The sequence below is a fragment of the Sulfitobacter maritimus genome (genome assembly GCF_013346665.1).
GTDB lineage: Bacteria > Pseudomonadota > Alphaproteobacteria > Rhodobacterales > Rhodobacteraceae > Sulfitobacter > Sulfitobacter maritimus.
In genome coordinates this window covers 20,940-39,151 of sequence record NZ_JABVBB010000020.1, presented here as the reverse complement: position 1 = coordinate 39,151, position 18,212 = coordinate 20,940, and the positions used below count along the sequence as shown (strand labels likewise).

The window sequence follows — 18,212 nt, the reverse complement described above, 5'->3', positions numbered from 1 at the left end:
GATGGCGCGTTTTTTTATTCACCGCCCGGTTTTTGCTTGGGTGATTGCGCTGGTTGTCATGCTGGTGGGTGCGCTTGGGCTAAACTCCCTCGCGATTGAGCAATATCCCCAGATTGCGCCGACCACCGTCAATATCAGGGCGTCCTATACCGGCGCCTCGGCTGAGATCGTGGAGGCGTCTGTCACCACGGTGATCGAAGACGCCATGACCGCGCTTGATGGGCTGTCCTATATGACGTCGAACTCCACCCCCGGATCGGCGTCGATCTCTTTGGTCTTTGACGATACCGTCGATCCTGACATTGCGCAGGTGCAGGTGCAGAACAAGCTGCAATTGGTCACATCGCAGCTTCCCGATGTGGTGCAGCAGCGTGGCGTTCAGGTTGCGCGTTCGACCAGTTCGATCCTACTCGTGGGCGCGCTGACCACCCAAAGCGACCGGTTGTCGACCGTCGAGTTGGGTGATTTGATCGCCCAGTTGATCGAAGAGCCGGTCAAACGCACCCCGGGGGTCGGCTCGATCAGCACCTTCGGCTCAGGCTATGCGATGCGTGTCTGGCTCGACCCGATGCGAATGGTTCAATACCAGGTCACCCCGGCGGATGTGGCCGGGGCGGTGGCGGCGCAGAACACCAATGTCACCGTTGGCGATTTAGGGGCGCAGCCAAGCGCGCAGGGGCAGCGTTTTACCGTGCCGATCTCGGCACAATCGCAGCTTTCAACGGTCGAAGAGTTTGAAAGCATCCTCCTGCGCGTGGACCCGGATGGCTCGACCGTATTCTTGGGCGATGTGGCCGACATTGAAATCGGTCAGGAAAGCTACGGCGGCGATGCCCGCTACAATGGCGGCGCGGCGGCGGGCTTTGCCGTCAACCTTGCCTCAGGTGCCAATGCGGTGGATACGGCAGCGGCGGTGCGCGAAACGATCAGCAATGTCGAAACTGCGCTGCCCGATGATGTTGAAGTCGTCTATCCCTATGACACCTCGCCCTTCGTCGAAGCCTCGATCTCGCAGGTGTATCATACGTTGATCGAAGCGGTCGTGTTGGTCTTCTTCGTGATCTTGGTGTTCCTGCAAAGCTGGCGCGCCACGCTCATTCCGGTGATCGCTATTCCGGTCGTTCTGCTCGGCACCTTCGGCGTGCTGGCGGCGGCGGGCTTTACCATCAACACCTTGACCATGTTCGCCCTGGTCTTGGCCATCGGCCTGCTGGTCGATGATGCCATCGTGGTGGTCGAAAACGTCGAGCGCGTTATGGAAGAAGATAGCGTCGGTCCGGTTGAAGCCACAGAGAAGAGCATGGACGAAATCACATCGGCGCTCGTCGGCATCGTGCTGGTGCTGTCGGCGGTCTTTGTCCCCATGGCCTTTATGGGCGGCGCGACCGGCGTGATTTATCGCCAGTTCTCGATCACCATTATCACAGCGATGGTCCTGTCTCTTGGTGTTGCGGTTATCCTGACCCCCGCGATGTGCGCCAGCCTGCTCAAACCCGGTGGCCACGGCAACGCCATTGCGCCCGCCAGATGGTTCAACCGTAACCTTGACCGCGTCACCAATGGCTATGTGCGTGTTGTGTCGCGCTACGTCAAACGCCCCATGCGCAGCTTGCTGGTCTTGGCGGCGGTGACTGTCGGTGTGCTTATGCTCTTTGATTGGCTGCCCGGCTCCTTCCTGCCCGACGAAGATCAGGGCGTTGCGTTGGTGATGATCCAAGGGCCGGATGGCTCCACCACCGAACAGACGCTGGCCCTTGTCAAGAAGGTCGAAAACTATCTGCTTGAGGCCGAAAGCGAGACAGTCAAATCTGTTTTCGCGGCCCTTGGGTTCAGCTTTGCGGGTTCGGGGCAGAACAACGCGATCGTCTTTGTCAAACTGCATGACTATGCCGAGCGCGAAGGCTTTGACATCGCGGGTCTGGTCAACCGGGCCAACGGCTATTTCTATACCACGAACCGGCAGGGCAATATCTTTGTGCTCCAGCCGCCTGCGATCCAAGGGCTGGGCAGTTCGTCAGGCTTTAACATGTTTCTGACGGACCAAGGCGGGCAGGGGCAAGAAGCGCTTGCTGCGGCGGCCAATCAACTTGTGGCAAATGCGCAGGCCGATGGCCGTGTCACATCGTTGCGCGGCAACGAAGCCGCCACACAAACCGCGCTTCGGCTGGACATTGATCAGCAAAAAGCGGCCGCCTTTGGTCTGTCGATCCCGGACGTGAATGCAATGCTCGCGGTGATCTTCTCAGGGCGCGAGGTGAATGATTTCGCACTGGGGAATGATCTGCGTCCAGTCATCATTCAGGGCAAAGCCGATGCACGGCGTCAGCCCGAAGACATCAACCAATGGTACGCCCGTAACAACAACGGCGAGATGGTCTCTTTCGCGGCGTTCTCTGAGCAAAACTGGACGCAAGAGCCACAGGCGGTTGCCCGGTTTGGCGGCACGCGCGGGATGGAACTGAGCGGCAGCGCCGCGGCAGGGCTGTCTTCAAGCGAAGGCATGAAGGTGATGGAAGATCTGGTGGCAGAGCTTGATGGCAACTATGGCGCTGCATGGACCGGGCTGTCCTTCCAAGAGCGGATGTCAGGCAATCAGGCGCCCATGTTGTTCGCGCTGTCCGCGTTGGTGGTCTTTCTGGCGTTGGCCGCGCTTTACGAAAGCTGGTCCGTGCCACTGGCGGTGATGTTGACGGTGCCGGTGGGCATTTTGGGCGCGCTGGCGGCGGCCTACTACTTTGGCCAGTCGAACGATGTTTACTTCAAGGTTGGCCTGCTCACCACCATCGGGCTGGCGGCGCGGAACGCGATTTTGATCGTGGAGTTCGCGCAAGCGCAGGTGGAAGAAGGGCTGTCAGTGGTTGAAGCCGCCAAGGTCGCGGCGCGGCAACGTCTGCGCCCGATTTTGATGACCACCTTTGCCTTTATGCTTGGCGTGTTGCCTTTGGCCATTGCGTCTGGGGCCGGGGCCGGGGCGCAGAACTCAATTGGTATCGGCGTGCTCGGCGGCATGGCTTCTTCTGCGGTGATCGGGATCTTCTTGGTGCCGGTGTTCTATGTGGTGGTGCTTAAAATCCGGCTGATGATAACGCGAAAGAAAGCGGATGTGTGACTAACAGGCGAAAGCTAGCCACCATAGAGTGAAGCGACGCTGCGGCGAAATGTCCAAAGCGGCGCGCGCTCATTCTGGCCCGTTTCGCCCGCGCAGCCATTGCATTCTAATTTTATTATGTTTGACTAGTTAAGCAATTATTTGCGTCAGACATTCTATCAAGATTGGAAGCACATCATGCGATTATCAGCCCATTTACTCGGAGCCACCTCCCTGACCTTGCTGTCAACGATGGCCATCGCGCAGGAGGGCGAGCGTGGTCGCGATGAGCAACTCAATATCATCTACTGGCAGGCCCCCTCGATCCTTAACCCCTATCTTTCGGGCGGCGTGAAAGAGCGTGATGCCTCCAGCATGGTGTTGGAGCCTTTGGCCAACGCCGATGAGAAAGGCGAGCTGGTCCCGAAACTGGCGGTCGAAATTCCCACGGTCGAAAACGGCGGCATGACCGAAGACCTCAAGACCATCACTTGGAAACTGAAGGAAGGGGTGACTTGGTCCGACGGCACGCCGCTTACCGCCAAGGATGTGAAATTCACGGCAGATTATTGCATGAACCCCGAAGGCGGTTGCGCACAACTGTCAAAGTTCAATGACGTGAAAGAAATCGAAGTCATTGATGATCGCACCGTGACGATCCATTTCGACGAGCCGAAACCGTACCCCTATCTACCATTCGTGGGCGCGGCCTCGCCCATCCTGCAGGCGGCCCAGTTCGCGGAATGCACAGGCGCGCGCGCGCCGGGTTGCACGGAGGAGAACTTCAACCCGATTGGCAGCGGCCCCTTCGTAGTGACAGACTTCCGCCCCAACGACTCGATCCAGCTTGTGGCGAATGACAACTACCGCGATCCGAGCAAGCCTGCCTTTGCTAAGCTCAACTTCAAAGGCGGCGGGGATTCCGTCTCAGCTGCGCGGGCGGTGATGGAGACGGGCGAGTTTGACTACGCTTGGGATCTGCTGATGGCGCCCGACGTGCTGGAGAAAATCGCCGAAGGTGGCACCGGCAAGCCTATCTTCGAGTTCGGACCGTTGGTGGAGCGGATCGAAATCAATATGACGAACCCCTCCCCGGACCTGCCGCCCGAAACCCGCGCGACGGTTGAAGAGCCGCATCCTTTCCTCACCGATCGCCGCGTTCGTCAGGCCATGAGCATGGCGATTGACCGCGAACTGCTGAACGAAATCGGCTATGGGCAGGCGGGTCGGCCAACCTGCAATCTGGTCCCCGCGCCGCCAATCTATAGCTCTGACAATACCGAATGCATGACGCAGGATTTGGAAGCTGCGAAGGCGCTTTTGGATGAAGCGGGCTGGCAGGACAAAGACGGAGACGGCGTGCGCGAGAAAGACGGTATGCGTCTGTCGATCTTGTTCCAGACCTCCACGAATGCCGTGCGTCAGGACTTTCAGGCGCTGATCAAGGATTGGTGGAACCAGATCGGCATTGAGGTCGAGTTGCGCAACATCGATGCCTCGGTCTTCTTCGGCGGCGATCCCGGCAGCCCCGACACATTCCCGAAGTTCTATGCCGATGTGGAGATGTATGCGAACCTCTACGACGGCACCGACCCGCAAGCCTATCTCGCGCAGCGCCGTTGCGGGAATGAGCCTAAGCCATCGACCCAGTGGCAGGGCGAGAATATCAACCGCTTTTGCAACGAGGAATACGACTCTCTGCTGGATGAGCTCTCTCGTACCAGCAAGATCGAAGAGCGGGCGCGTCTGGTCAAACGTCTGAACGACATCATCACGACTGAAAGCAAATCCATGTTGCCGCTGATCAACCGCGCAGCGGTGGCGGCACAGGGCAACACGCTTGGTGGCGTAAAGCTGAACGCTTGGGACAGTGACCTGTGGAACGTTGCCGATTGGTATCGCACCGACGGTTAAACGCAAAAGCGGTGGCCCGAAGGGGCCACCGCTTCGAAATTCAGGTGATCGCCTGCTGCGCGAGCTTATGAGCCGGAGCGGACCGCCACAACTTCGATCTCAACCAGCCAAGCCGGGTTCGCCAATCCCGCAACCGCAAAGACCGACCGGGTTGGCAATTCAGGTTGCTCCTCGGTGCCGAAGTATTGAGTATAGCCTTTCATAAAGCCTTCAAAGTCCATCCCATCGCTGCCTTCGGGAGCGACGAGATAGGCCTGCATTTTGATGACATCCCCCATATCAAGGTCAATCCCGGCGAGCTTTTTCTCAATCGACGCCAGAACGCTAGCAGTCTGGGTGGCCGTATCCCCGAAATATTCCGGCGAGCCTTTCTCTGCCGTTTCATCAGCGACCTCCGGCACGGTGCCGCTGAGATAAACCAAAGTGGCATCCGCTGGCACCTCTACCGCTTGCAGGATCGGAAAGTCGGAATCCGGCAATCCATGGCGAACAACTTCCGAGCTTTGTGCGAATGCTGCGGTGGCCGTCAGTGCGGTGGCCGCGGCGAGGGGGGCGATAAATTTGCGGATCATTCGTGTTCCTCCGTATTCTGATCTACTGGTTCGGCAGGACGGGCATCGGCCACGGCATCAAGCGTGCCATCGGGCTCATAGTCATTGCCTAGGTTGGTTTGCAGATAGTCGGTAATGGCGAGCACCTGCTTGTCATCAAGAAAATGGCCGAAGCTGGGCATGGCAGCTTGACCGTTGATGATGATGTAGGTCGCGTAACCGGCGAATTCGAGGTTCGGGTTCCCGCTGAGCGCAGGGTACTTCCCGGCCCCAACTGCGCCTGACCCATCGGCCATATGACAGCCAGAGCAGAGCGATTGATACAATTCCTCGCCATCCTCGCTGACATATTCCTCGACCCATTCACCCCCATCTGCCTTGGCGGTGATCTCGCGTTCTTGAGGCCGCGCATCGACCTCGGATGAGGTCTCACCCGTTTCAGTTTCTTGCGCGGTGCGCGTGTCTACTTCATCGTCTTGGGCATAGAGCGGCAACGTGCCGAGCATACCTACGATCGCGGCTGTGATAAAAGTCTGTTGCATGGCTTCACCCGTTGATTACTTTGTCATGGAGACGCGAAATCGCATCGAGGGAGGAGAGGATCGCCCCTTCCTGCCAAGCTGGCAGATAGGAAAGATGCTCGCCCGCACACACCACGCGATTGTCGATCTTGATCGCTTCGTCGTAATCGTCGCGGTTTTCCCAGACGCCGGCGCAGCCCAGCACCCACGGCACCTTGTGCCAGACAACACTCACGCCGGTTTTGAACTCGTCGCGGTATTGGGGGTGGATCTTGGCGCCTTGGCGCAGCGCCCATTCCAGCCGCTCATCAGGCTCCATCGCGTTGAACTTGTAAGAGTTTTCACCCCGCCATGTGTAACCGCCCAGAAGTACCCCTGGCCCGTCTGAGAAGTAACCCGTCGAGGGGTAGCTGATCTGCCCGATGGCCAGATCGGTATAGCTGATCCCGCCATAGATATCCTCGTCTTCCTCCCAGAAGCGGCGCTTAAATTCGAGGCCCCATTTGGTCGATCCATTGTAGTACATGGAACTGATCGCATTCGCCAAACCGCCCGAAAGATTATGGTCGATCTGACCGAGGATGGAGAAGGGGATGGTGCAAACGCAGTAGTCCGCCTTGCTCGTCTTTTGACCGCCACCGGCGCTGTCTTCCCATGTTACCGTCACGCCATTCTCGTCTTGCTGAAGTGACACGACCTTGGCGTTATAGGTAATGAGATCTCCGACCTCGCGCTCAAACCCTTTGGCGATACCGTCCATCCCACCGACGGGCTGGAACATGGGGGCTTGGTGGTCGACAGTCTCATGCGTGGCAAGATATTCCCACAGGCGTGATTGCAAAACTTCCTGCGGGTTCAGCAGGTCTGATGCCTCAGGTGCCGCGCCGACACCGCCGCCGGGCTGTTTGGCGTAGCCGCGGTAGTGGCTGGTCTCTAAGCTTTTGGCGTATTCGTTTTGCTCATTCAGCACCCCGAAGGAACGCAGGCTTTCTAGCAGGACTTCGCGATCCTCTGCAGTGACCAGCTCGTCCAGTTTGCCTTGGTTCACGGCTTTGGCGAGCAATTCCGAAATATGGCCGCGGTAGTCGGTCTTGATGTCCTTCAAACGCTGTGGCTTGCCGCCATAGGCATCCGACTTGTGAAGGTAGGAGTTGTAGTTCAACTGGATAAACGGCTCCAGCGGCACTTTGAGCCGCTTGCAATAATCCAGAACAGCATGGTGGTTGTGTGGAAGCCGCCATGGGCCGGGGTTGATGTAGTTGCCTTCCGCAAAATCGACGTTCTGCGTTGCGCCGCCGAGTTCTGTGTAGCTATCGCCCGAACGCAGGGTCCAGCATCGCCCGCCCGCCTTTTCGCGGAACTCCAACACTTCTACTTCATAGCCAGCTGCGCGCATTTCGTAAGCAGCGGTCAGTCCGGCAAGACCGGCGCCAAGGATCAACACCTTTGCGCCCTGCGGATCGCCGTCCAACTTAATCGGACCGCTATAGTCCGACGGGGCAGCGAAACCCATTGATGCCATGGCATGATACATGGCCGTACTGCCCGCAGCAGTGCCGATCATAGCCAAGAGATTGCGACGTGTGATTTCACTCATGGAAGCCCCCTAGGTACCGAAGTTCGATCTGCGGCTCTATCCGCGCGTGGCCGCAAGAGTGCTGACGAAAAAGAGCACTATGATGGGTTAACCGTACGCCAGTGAGATGGGTTCCAAGATATTTCTATTATGAGCCGTGTGGCGCCGGGGGAGGGGGGCTTGGCAGACGCCGTGAAAGCCGCAAGTGCCTGCGGCAGCTACGCTACTTAAAGCGACCTAGACAGCCCCATCGCAACTCCTCTCGTCCGAGCGCGCTATCCCTTTTTCGACGGCATCCATGTCCGCCCTGCCGGAGGGCCGCTGATGACTTCTTTTCGCGGCTCAGGCTCCGCCAGATGCGGGTTCATACGGTACACAACATAGGACAGGCTTGCCACCGTACCCATCGTCGGGATCAGCACCGCCAAAGCGACCACCGGATCGTCGAAAAGGGCGGCCAAAGAGCCGATCAATAGCCCCGCGCCCATCTGCAAAAAGCCCATCAATGAAGACGCAGCGCCGGCGATCTTTGGGAAAGGCGCCAATGCGGCGGTGGACATGGCTGGCATTACGAATGCAATCCCGAAGGTGTAAAAGGCAACCGGCACCATGACCCTTAAAAAACTCGGCGGACCCACCAGCAATGTCAGGATCAACGCGCTGCCAAAAAGGATCACCCCAAGACCGGGGACAACCAGTCGATAGGCGCTGTGGTGTTTCATAAGCTGGCGAACAACCAAGGAACCGGCGAAAAAGCTGCCCGATTGCATCAGCATCCCAAGCCCGAATTCGGTTGGAGTAAAACCAAGGACTTGCATGAGGATAAAGGGAAGGATCGTCGCCAATGCATAGATCGCCCCGATCGCTCCGGCGATGGTAAGCGACGTCGCCATAAAATGCCGGTTTGTCATAAGTGTCACATAGGATTGGGCAAGCTGGCGCAGGTTGAGCCGACTGCGGTCGGGAACGACAGTTTCACGCAGACCCCAAACAGTGGCCGCAATCACCGCAATACCGAAGGACATCATCGCCACAAACACGGATTGCCATCCTGCGTGGGTCACCAGGACACCACCCAAAGTAGGTGCCAAGGCGGGCGCGACGGCCAGAATGATCCCCATCAGGTTCATAATACGAGAAGACTCGTCGCCCTCGAACAGGTCTCGCACCAAGGCCCGCGAGATCGCCACACCTGCGCTAGCGCCAATGCCCTGCACAAATCGCGCAACGATGAGGGTCTCAATCGTAGGAGCCGCAAGGGCAAGCAAGCTGGCGGCAACGAAGATCATCATGAAGCCGATAATCACAGGCCGGCGACCCAATGCGTCCGACAGCGGCCCCGCAATAAGCTGTGCCGTGGCAAAGCCTCCGAAATAGAGCGTTAAGGTCATTTTGACCAAACTGCTTGTGGTGCCGTAGGCCGACACGATCTCGGCCATTGCGGGGGTATAGAGTGCCATGGCGATTGGCCCGGTCGCGATGAAAAGCGCTCCAAGCAAACTCACCCGCCGCACAGACATTCGCACGGGAGCCTTTTTGGCGGTGTCGTCAGTCAGACGATTAAGAACACTCATGCGCAAGCATCCCCCGTTGCACGTTTGCTGCGGCGCGCAGCGAGATGATTGTCGCGGGCGGTTTTAAGCATACGGCGAAAGGTTTCCCAGTCGTCGGCGGACATATCCCCCCGCGTCACGGCTCTGACATCGTCCCCGATGGCTTTTAACTCTGCCAACAGCGGTGCGGCTTTATCTGTTACCTGCACCAGTTTGGCGCGGCGATCTTTCGGATCAACACTTCGACGCACCAACCCAGCCGTTTCGAGATTGTCTAAAACGCTCGTGATGCTCATCGCGCCCAACCCGGTCAGATTGGCCAGATCATTCTGTCGCAAAGGACCGAAGCGCGCCACATTCGCCAATGTCCGCGCCTCACCCGGCGTGATGCCAAGTGCCGCATCACCCACCCTTCGCTCAAATTCCAAGCGCAGCAGGCGCGCGATATCCAAAAGCAAAAAAGAGGAGGTATCGGAGTCTATCGGCTGCTGCATGCATCGGAACCTTGCGTTTCGTAAGCCATGACGATAATAAGCCTTGCTTAGCAATTCAACCGTCGCCGTTTGAGCTCGCGCCACGTCCAGATATGGCACAAGCCGCACAGGTCCGCCGCATGGGCAGATTAAGGCGCTGTCATGAGAAATTTGGCGATGTCGTTTCTAACTGCGCGACCGTTGTGCTTGCAGCGGCGGAAACACCTACTCGTAGCCGCGTTTCGCTTTCTTCATATGGATTTGAAGACGCGCATCCTTCGCCTCTGCTTCGGTCCCGAACCAATAGGTTCGTAGCTGACCTGAGCTTCCGATCCGCCCCCAGTTGCAGACCAAGCCCCAATCACCAAAGAGGCCCGGCACGATCTCTAAACAGTAAAACCGCCGCAAGTTCGCCTCTGGTTTGATCTTGGTGAGATGCATGAACCCTTACCTATGTATCAACCGCAAGATTTGGACCTTGTTGCGGAGTTGTCCCGGTCCCCGCACTTTGCAGCATATGTCATGGGAACTCCTTTGTCAGACCGTTGGCCTCCAAAACTATGCTCACGTTAAGACCACTCCGCCCTTTGGTCCTACTTTGCGCTCAAAGCATACCTAGATACACCGCCAAAGCCACTATGCCAAAGTCCCCATTTTTGCCCGCTGTGGGTTTTAGTATCTGTGGCTATGATTACGGCCATCGCGGCATTTGCAAATGGTCATTATCAATGTCTGTAGTAGCTTAGCCGCCCTACAGTTCCGATGCCCTCGCACAATATGAACAACGCGCGGGCGTCAGCTTGGCGCGTGGTCAGGTGACCATCTCAGTTGCGCTGTTACTTAGGCAGTAATACTACAGCACGAGCCAGACCATTCAAACGATGGTCGTTTCCTGTCCTAAGAGTGAGAGACCGCTGCGTGAATACCATCGACGAGAAGCTCCAGCCAATTCTAAGTACCGTTCTGCACCGCAACGCGGGTGATCCCGAGTTTCACCAGGCGGCGCGCGAAGTGTTGGAAAGCCTCGGACGTGTGATCGCAAGAAACCCTGAGTATTCTGACGATGCTCTGATCGAACGCATCTGCGAGCCGGAGCGCCAGATCATTTTCCGCGTGCCGTGGATCGACGATGAGAACCACGTCCAGATCAACCGCGGCTTCCGGGTTCAGTTCAACTCGGCGCTCGGCCCATATAAAGGTGGCATTCGCTTTCACCCCTCGGTGAATGTTGGGATCATCAAATTTTTAGGGTTTGAACAGACCTTCAAAAACGCGCTGACCGGCTTGCCAATCGGCGGCGGTAAGGGGGGATCAGACTTTGACCCCAAAGGTAAGTCCGACCGCGAAATCATGCGGTTTTGTCAGTCTTTCATGGTCGAATTGCATCGGCATATTGGCGAATATGTTGACGTCCCCGCAGGTGACATCGGCGTTGGCGCACGTGAAATCGGTTATATGTTTGGCATGTATAAACGGCTGAACAACCGTTTCGAAGCAGGCGTTCTCACCGGCAAAGGGCTGGTCTATGGTGGCTCACGCGCACGCAAAGAGGCAACGGGCTTTGGCACCGCGTTCTTTGTGCGCTCAATGTTGGCGGCCAAAAATACCGACTTCGAAGGCAAGCGGGTGGTGGTGTCAGGCTCTGGCAATGTGGCCATTTACGCGATGGAGAAAATCCTTTCATTCGGCGGCAAGGTCGTCGCTTGCTCAGACTCGTCGGGGTATATTGTCGACGAGAATGGCATCGACCTTGATTTGGTAAAGCAGATCAAAGAGGTCAATCGCGGGCGGATCTCGGACTATGTCGAGATGAAAGGCCAAGGCTGTCATCACGTCAAAGGCGGCTCGGTCTGGAACGTGCCTTGCGAGATCGCTTTGCCCTGCGCCACACAGAACGAGTTGAATGGAAATGATGCCAAAGTGCTGGTTGAGAACGGTGTGATCGCAGTGGCCGAAGGTGCCAACATGCCTTGTACACCAGAGGCTGTTCATCTGTTCCAGAAAGCGAATGTACTGTTCGCGCCGGGCAAGGCCGCCAACGCAGGTGGCGTGGCGACTTCGGCGCTTGAAATGCAGCAAAACGCGAGCCGCGACAGTTGGAGCTTCGCGCAGACCGAGAGCCGGCTTGAAGAAATCATGACCAACATCCACGCAGCCTGCCATGAAACCTCAGAAGAATATGGCGCACCGGGGGATTACGTCTTGGGCGCGAATATTGCGGGTTTTGTGCGCGTGGCTGATGCGATGCGCGCGATGGGTGTGATCTAAGGAGCGGTCTTTGGGTCTATGAGATGCGTCGGATATGGTCCTGCTATCGGGTCTGTGACCGTAACCGCTGCCGCTGCGCAAGGTCCCCAAACAAGCTTACCGGCGTTCGACGCAGGCTCTGCGAGCCGGCGTCTGCATCCGATGTCTCCGACAGAACTCCATAGACGCGACCGTATCTGGCCCGCTGTTTGCGACTATATTGCGTGTTGCCCGCCTCTTGGTCGTAAAATACAAATGATCTCGTACAGCTTGATCGAGGGGGGGCGACAAGATGGCAGGCCAAATCAAGGATACTGCGCACGAATGCCCCTTCGGCGGCGTAGCCCCTGATGAGCAGGAGCAAACTTGCCCGACCCGCGATCCGGCTGCCATGGCGCGAAGCTTTGACGCCTTCGGAAGCTCATACCAACTGAACTCGGCGGAAGCATTGCGCTGGTCGCGTGACCAGCTTCCCGTTTTCTATGCGCCAAAGTTGGGCTATTGGGTCGTAACACGTTACGATGACATCAAGACGGTGTTCCGCGACGCCATCCTGTTCTCGCCGCGCAATGCGCTGGAAAGGATCACGCCGGCCACCGCCGAGGCACAGGAAATCCTCAAAACCTATGGTTATGGCATGGGCCGCACCATGGTGAATGAGGACGAACCTGCCCATATGGAACGGCGGCGTACGCTGCTGGATCATTTCATGCCTGACAAGCTGGAAGCACAGCAGGATATGGTCCGCCGTCTAACCCGTGAAAAGATTGATGCTTTTATCGACAGTGGGCGGGTCGATCTGATCGATGAAATGCTATACGAAGTCCCGCTGCTCGTTGCGCTCCATTTCCTTGGTGTGCCTGAGGATGAAATCGCCACTATCAAGACTTTTTCGGTCGCCCATTCCGTCAACACTTGGGGCAAACCATCAGACCAAAAGCAAATTGAGGTTGCTCATGATGTAGGGCGCTTCTGGAAATATGCTGGCGAGATCATAGAGAAAATGCGCGCCGAGCCTGACGGCGCCGGCTGGATGCACCACACCATCCGTATGAACGCCGAGAAGCCAGAGATCGTCACCGACAACTACGTACATTCGATGATGATGGCGATCATCGTCGCCGCTCATGAGACGACCTCGCTGGCGTCGGCCAATATGTTTAGGACCCTGCTGGAACATCGCGAAGCGTGGAACGACATCTGCGAGGATCCGTCACTGATCCCGAATGCGGTTGAGGAATGCCTGCGCTATGCCGGGTCAATTGTCGCTTGGCGCCGCCAAACCACTGCGCCCACGAGATTGAACGGTGTCGACCTGCCAGAAGGTGCGAAGCTTCTGATCGTCCAAGCCTCAGGCAATCAGGACGAAAGGCATTTCGAAGACGGCGATACGTTCGATATCTACCGCGACAATGCGATCGATCATCTCACATTTGGCTATGGTGCGCATCAATGTATGGGCAAGAACATTGGTCGGATGGAAATGCGGATCTTCCTCGAAGAGGTGACCCGTCGCCTGCCGCATCTGCGTTTGGCAGAGCAAGACTTTGATCAGTTACCCAATATCTCCTTTCGTGGGCCTGACTCTTTGTGGGTCGAATGGGACCCTACACAAAACCCGGAGCGGGCCGATGCAAAGGTAAAGACCCCGCGCCGTTGTTTTGCCGTGGGCCCCCCCGCCCGCCGCGACGTTGCTCGTAAAGTGCGTATTGCCGAGCTGCACCAAGAAGCCGAGGGTATCCTTGGCGTGACCATCGAAGACCCGCAGGGCCGCCCCTTGCCGAAATGGAGTGCCGGATCCCACATTGAGCTCTGCGTGGGTGAGTACGACCGTAAATATTCACTTTGCGGTTCACCCGACGACAATAGCTATCGTGTCGCAATTCGGCGTGAAGATCTGGGACGTGGCGGGTCGCGCTACATCCATGAAACTCTTCAGGCCGGTGCCGAAATCCGTATGCGCGGGCCGTCGAACCTGTTCCGGCTCGATGAATCCGCACCGCATGTGGTGTTGATTGCGGGTGGCATCGGTATCACGCCTATTCTCGCCATGGCTGATCGGTTGAAAGATTTAGGGGGCAGCTATGAACTGCACTATGGGGGGCGGTCAAAATCCACGATGGCGTTTCTGAATCGTGTCGCCCAAGATCACGGCGCAGTTCTATCGCTCTACGCGGGCGATGAAAGCCAGCGGATGGACCTGCCCGCCTTGGTGGCCAATCTTGGGGAAGGCGCGCAAATCTATGCTTGTGGACCAAAGGGGCTGTTAAACACGTTGGAGGTGCTGACGAAGGATTTGCCTGAGGGGACATTCCACTTTGAACACTTCTCTTCCAGCGTGGCAGGGCTCGATCCCGAAAAGGAACAGCCTTTTGAGGTGGAGTTAAGCGACTCGGGTTTGGTGCTGAATGTGGCAGCCGATACCACTCTATTAGACGCAATTAGGGCAGCGGGCATTGATGTCGCTTGTGATTGTCGTGAGGGTCTGTGTGGGTCTTGCGAAGTGACGGTTATCGAAGGAGAGGTTGACCACCGAGACATGGTGCTCACGCGGGCTGAACGGGCAGGCGGCAAACGCATGATGACCTGTTGTTCACGCGCCAAAAACGGTGCGCGGCTCAAACTTGCGCTTTAAGGGTGCGACGAGGGACGGGGCGATCGCATTTGGACTTCAAAGTCGAAGTGAACCGTTCGCCACGAACCCATTCGGCTGTACCAAGCCACACCGAAACATCGGGTGAGCTAGAGGGAAGGCGAACGAAAGTGTCGTCCGCCTTCTGATCAACTTATCTTATTCAGGATCACGGATCGTGATCGCCGGGTTCATCGGGAAGAAGTTGTGCGGCATGATATGCACGGTCTTCCATTCGGTCGACATGACCGGCCAGTCTTCGGTGCGCGGCACGTGGTGGAACCCTGCGGTGAACCACGTCACGATGTCCTGATCCTGCAACGGCGCGTCTTCCTTGACCCATTGCGCCAGCGTGTCGGAGCCGTCGCTTTGCAGGGCAAATTTCCCGCCCGCGTAACGCTCATCGGGGTCGTGCACTGTGTTCCAGACCGAGTTCTCGATATAGGCGTTGCGCATCATCGGCGGGTCATTCTCAAAGTCGAACGGGCCGTAAGCCACGCTGCCGTGATGGATCATGTAGCCCGGCTTATGCCCCAGCGGACCTTTGCGGTCGGGGTTTTGCAACATGAAGTAGCGCGGTTTGAACGAAGACACCTGATAGGTCGCCTCGGCTTCAGTTTCCGGCATGTTATGTTCCACCTTCCACAGCGACCGGCGCGGGCTGTCTTCGGCCACGTCGGCTGGCACGATGTCCATCGTCATGAAGCGGTTGGTAGGCTGGTCGATGTCGAAATCGAGCCGGAAGTTGAAGTAGTGGTCATGGTTCGCCGCCACGAGGTTCGGAGCGATGAGCGTGCCGTATTCGGTTTCTCGTTCGGCGGTGGGATCGTCCATCGAGGTGGCATCGGCTCCCTTTACCCCATCAAGGCCAGTCGCACCGATCTTTATCTCCATCTGGCCGTTCTGCTTGAACCGGTAGTCGATCAAATAGTCGTAGTTGCCAACCTCTGACGCCGTGCGCACGACCAACTCAGTCTCGGGCCGCCCCTCTGCGGGGGTGTATTGATCGGGACTTTGCGCAAAGACCTCAAAGTGTCGCCACGCTGGATCGCCGATGTTACGTTCAAAGATGCAGACCGCATCGGGGATTTCCAACGGCTGACCATCGTCGCCCGCGATCATCGCCGGGAGGAAAGTCGCATAGGAGGGGCAGTCGATCCCCGCTACCAGCGGCGTCAGGAACAAGCCAAAGCCGTATTCACCACTGTCCATATAGGTGCGCCAGTAGAGACCAGCACTTGGGTCCATATAGGGGACGAAAACCTCGGACAGATGCGCCTGATAGAGCAGGGAGCGCCATTCGTCGCCGTCCTTCACATCAATGTTCGACAGCACCGGCCCGGGGCGTTTGTCCACCCGCAGACGCATGCGCCACATGTCCCATTTGAGCGCACCGTCGGCGTAGGTGAAATTGGGCCCGCCTTCCTGTGTCAGCACAGCGGGGTTCATCGCAGCGCGTTGCGGTGCGCGGGCCTCGATCTCTTCGCCGGTGTAGCCCCAGCCATCTTCGGGGATGGCGACATTGCCCTCGTCAATCACCCGCAGCGCCTTGCCGCTTTGCAGATCGACCACAGCATAGATGTTCTCAATCGGTTTGGCGTAGAAGTTCGACCCTTCGGGCGAGACGTAGCAGGGCACTTTCATCAACCGGGTGCCCTCGTCTTCTTCGGTGAAGAAGTTGCCCGCGGTGAGTGGCAGGCAGAACACCTGATCCGGGGTCAGGCCGCGTTTCTCCAACCCTGCGATCATGTCGGGATGTTCAAGCGCTGCTGTCATCGCGTTGGCGAACTCGGTGAACAGGATCATTGGCTGCCCTTCGGTGGGCGCACTGCTTTCGATCTCACCGGTGGTGAGGTTCACGATGGTTTCGACAAAGCCACTGTTGTCAGCGTTGGACATGTGCACCATGGCGCGGCGGTCGAGCGTGTCACCTTCCTGCCATGCCAACACGTCAGCTTTGGGCGGTTCGATCAACTCGATTAGCGGATAGAGCGTCTCATCTGTGGCGAGATCTGCGGTGCGCAGGATCTCGTTGATCTTTTGGTATTCCTCCCCGGAAAACCCGTCGAGCGGATGGGCGGATGCCCCCGCGGTGGTAAGGGCAAGAGCCGCGACCCCGCCTAGTAAAGTTTTACGTAACATGCTGTCTCCCTTCATGTTGCTATGAAGGTGCCCGCCGCAGCGGACACCGGATGACCACCGTTGCCTCCCAGCCTCAGGCGAAAATCACCTGAATATCGGTGTATTCTTTCAATCCCTCTTCGCCGAATTCGACGCCAAAGCCGGATTTTTTCACCCCTCCAAATGGCGCATTGGGCTGGATCATACCGTGGCTGTTGATCCAGACCGAGCCACACTCCATCCGTTTCGCCACCTCCTTGGCGGCCTCTTTGTCCGCCGACCAGACGGAGCCGCCGAGACCCACGTCCAGCGCATTGGCCTGTGCGAGCGCGTCTTCCAGATCAGTGTAGCGGATGATCGGCAGTGCGGGGCCGAATTGTTCTTCATAGACCAAAGGGTCATCTGCGCTCATGCCCGCGATGATTGTGGGCGGATAGAACAACCCTTCACCCGGCGCGCCACCGAGCAGCACTTGTCCATGGTCTTTAGCTTGGTCAACCAAACGCGAAAGCTTATCGAACTGCATCTGGTTTTGAACGGGGCCGAGCATGCTACCTTCTTGCGTGCCCTCGCCGGCTTTAATGTTGCGCGCATAGGCGACCAGCGCGCTACAAACCGCGTCGTGGATGTCATCATGAACATAGAGCCGCTTCATTGCAGCGCAGGTCTGTCCGTTGTTGATGAACGCGCCCCAGAACAGGTTCTCGGCAATCCCTTGCGGATCGGCATCAGGCAGCACAATGCCGGCATCATTTCCGCCCATCTCTAGGGTCAGGCGTTTCATCGTCTCGGCGCTGGATTGCATGACCTTTTGACCCGTCCCGCAGGACCCGGTGAAGACGATCTTTGCAATATCCTCATGCGCTGACATGGCCGCGCCCATGTTGAACGCGCCATCGGCAGCGCTTACTGAATTCACCACGCCTGCGGGCAAGACTTCGTTCATGATCTCAACCATGCGCAGGGACGCGAGCGGCGTCATTGGGGAGGGTTTGCTCACTACCGTGTTGCCGCTGCGCAGTGCGGGTAGGATGTGCCACACGGCGATCAACACTGGAAAGTTCCACGGGGTGATCGATCCGACAACCCCCAAAGGTTTGCGGTACATCTCGACCCGGCCTTCGGGCGTATCCTGCAGCACCTCTATCGGAAGAGACAGCCCCGCCGTATAACGCGCCCAAGCGACGGCGCCACCCAACTCCCATCGCGACCCAATGCCGCCCAAGGGTTTTCCTTGTTCGGCGGTGATCAGTTGCGCAAGTTCCTCGGCATGGGCTTCGATCTTATCTGCAACGGCGTTGCACACTGCCGCACGCTCTTCGTCCGACTTCGCAGACCAGCTTGGAAAAGCCGCCTTGGCTGCGGCGACCGCGCGATCCAATTCTGCTTTACCGGCATCGGGGGCGGTTCCTGCCTGGCCACCGGTGCCAGGATTGGCCACTGCGTACCGCGCGTCTGTGCTAATCCTTTGCCCGTCGACAATCAGGCCAATGCTATCGATTGTATCTTTCATGATGTCCTCCGCTATCACGTTCC

The 18,212-nt window shown here is 57.7% G+C and carries 12 protein-coding genes; 4 read left to right on the top strand and 8 right to left on the bottom strand.

Features of this window, described 5'->3' with window-relative positions:
* The first annotated feature begins 1 nt into the window (after window position 1).
* Window positions 2–3,109 (top strand): efflux RND transporter permease subunit, encoded by a 3,108-nt coding sequence (locus HTT03_RS01800; protein ID WP_174858173.1) that lies wholly within the window; start codon window positions 2–4, stop codon window positions 3,107–3,109.
* A gap of 177 nt (window positions 3,110–3,286) precedes the next feature.
* The gene (locus HTT03_RS01795; protein ID WP_174858172.1) at window positions 3,287–5,002 is read left to right on the top strand and encodes a peptide ABC transporter substrate-binding protein; all 1,716 of its coding nucleotides are present in this window, start codon (window positions 3,287–3,289) and stop codon (window positions 5,000–5,002) included.
* 65 nt (window positions 5,003–5,067) lie between these two features.
* Here HTT03_RS01795 and HTT03_RS01790 read toward each other — a convergent pair whose 3' ends face one another.
* The 6 genes from HTT03_RS01790 to HTT03_RS01765 all read right to left on the bottom strand — a co-directional run bounded on the left by HTT03_RS01790 (window position 5,068) and on the right by HTT03_RS01765 (window position 10,117).
* Complete coding sequence (locus tag HTT03_RS01790; protein ID WP_174858171.1) at window positions 5,068–5,574, bottom strand: RidA family protein; 507 nt, start codon at window positions 5,572–5,574, stop codon at window positions 5,068–5,070.
* Window positions 5,571–6,095: a c-type cytochrome gene (locus HTT03_RS01785; RefSeq protein WP_174858170.1), complete on the bottom strand. Its 525-nt coding sequence runs from the start codon at window positions 6,093–6,095 to the stop codon at window positions 5,571–5,573. Before HTT03_RS01785 ends, HTT03_RS01790 begins: the two co-directional genes overlap by 4 nt.
* A 4-nt stretch (window positions 6,096–6,099) precedes the next feature.
* Complete coding sequence (locus HTT03_RS01780) at window positions 6,100–7,671, bottom strand: flavin monoamine oxidase family protein (protein ID WP_174858169.1); 1,572 nt, start codon at window positions 7,669–7,671, stop codon at window positions 6,100–6,102.
* Between the two features lie 254 nt (window positions 7,672–7,925).
* The gene (locus HTT03_RS01775; protein ID WP_174858168.1) at window positions 7,926–9,224 is read right to left on the bottom strand and encodes a multidrug effflux MFS transporter; all 1,299 of its coding nucleotides are present in this window, start codon (window positions 9,222–9,224) and stop codon (window positions 7,926–7,928) included.
* Window positions 9,221–9,697 (bottom strand): MarR family winged helix-turn-helix transcriptional regulator, encoded by a 477-nt coding sequence (locus tag HTT03_RS01770; RefSeq protein ID WP_174858167.1) that lies wholly within the window; start codon window positions 9,695–9,697, stop codon window positions 9,221–9,223. Before HTT03_RS01770 ends, HTT03_RS01775 begins: the two co-directional genes overlap by 4 nt.
* Window positions 9,698–9,901: 204 nt before the next feature.
* Window positions 9,902–10,117, bottom strand: coding sequence for a WGR domain-containing protein (locus HTT03_RS01765; protein WP_174858166.1), 216 nt, complete (start codon window positions 10,115–10,117; stop codon window positions 9,902–9,904).
* A 477-nt stretch (window positions 10,118–10,594) separates the two neighbouring features.
* Between HTT03_RS01765 and gdhA the strand changes: the two genes are divergently transcribed.
* Window positions 10,595–11,944: an NADP-specific glutamate dehydrogenase gene (gene gdhA, locus HTT03_RS01760; protein WP_174858165.1), complete on the top strand. Its 1,350-nt coding sequence runs from the start codon at window positions 10,595–10,597 to the stop codon at window positions 11,942–11,944.
* Window positions 11,945–12,215: 271 nt separating this feature from the next.
* Window positions 12,216–14,558, top strand: coding sequence for a cytochrome P450/oxidoreductase (locus HTT03_RS01755; protein WP_174858164.1), 2,343 nt, complete (start codon window positions 12,216–12,218; stop codon window positions 14,556–14,558).
* Between the two features lie 156 nt (window positions 14,559–14,714).
* Here HTT03_RS01755 and HTT03_RS01750 read toward each other — a convergent pair whose 3' ends face one another.
* Together HTT03_RS01750 and HTT03_RS01745 are read right to left on the bottom strand one after the other, a co-directional pair.
* Window positions 14,715–16,697, bottom strand: a complete 1,983-nt coding sequence (locus HTT03_RS01750) for a copper amine oxidase (RefSeq protein WP_174858163.1) — start codon at window positions 16,695–16,697, stop codon at window positions 14,715–14,717.
* Window positions 16,698–16,770: 73 nt separating this feature from the next.
* On the bottom strand, window positions 16,771–18,189 hold the full coding sequence (locus HTT03_RS01745) for an aldehyde dehydrogenase family protein (protein WP_174858162.1): 1,419 nt from the start codon (window positions 18,187–18,189) through the stop codon (window positions 16,771–16,773).
* Between the last annotated feature and the right edge of the window lie 23 nt (window positions 18,190–18,212).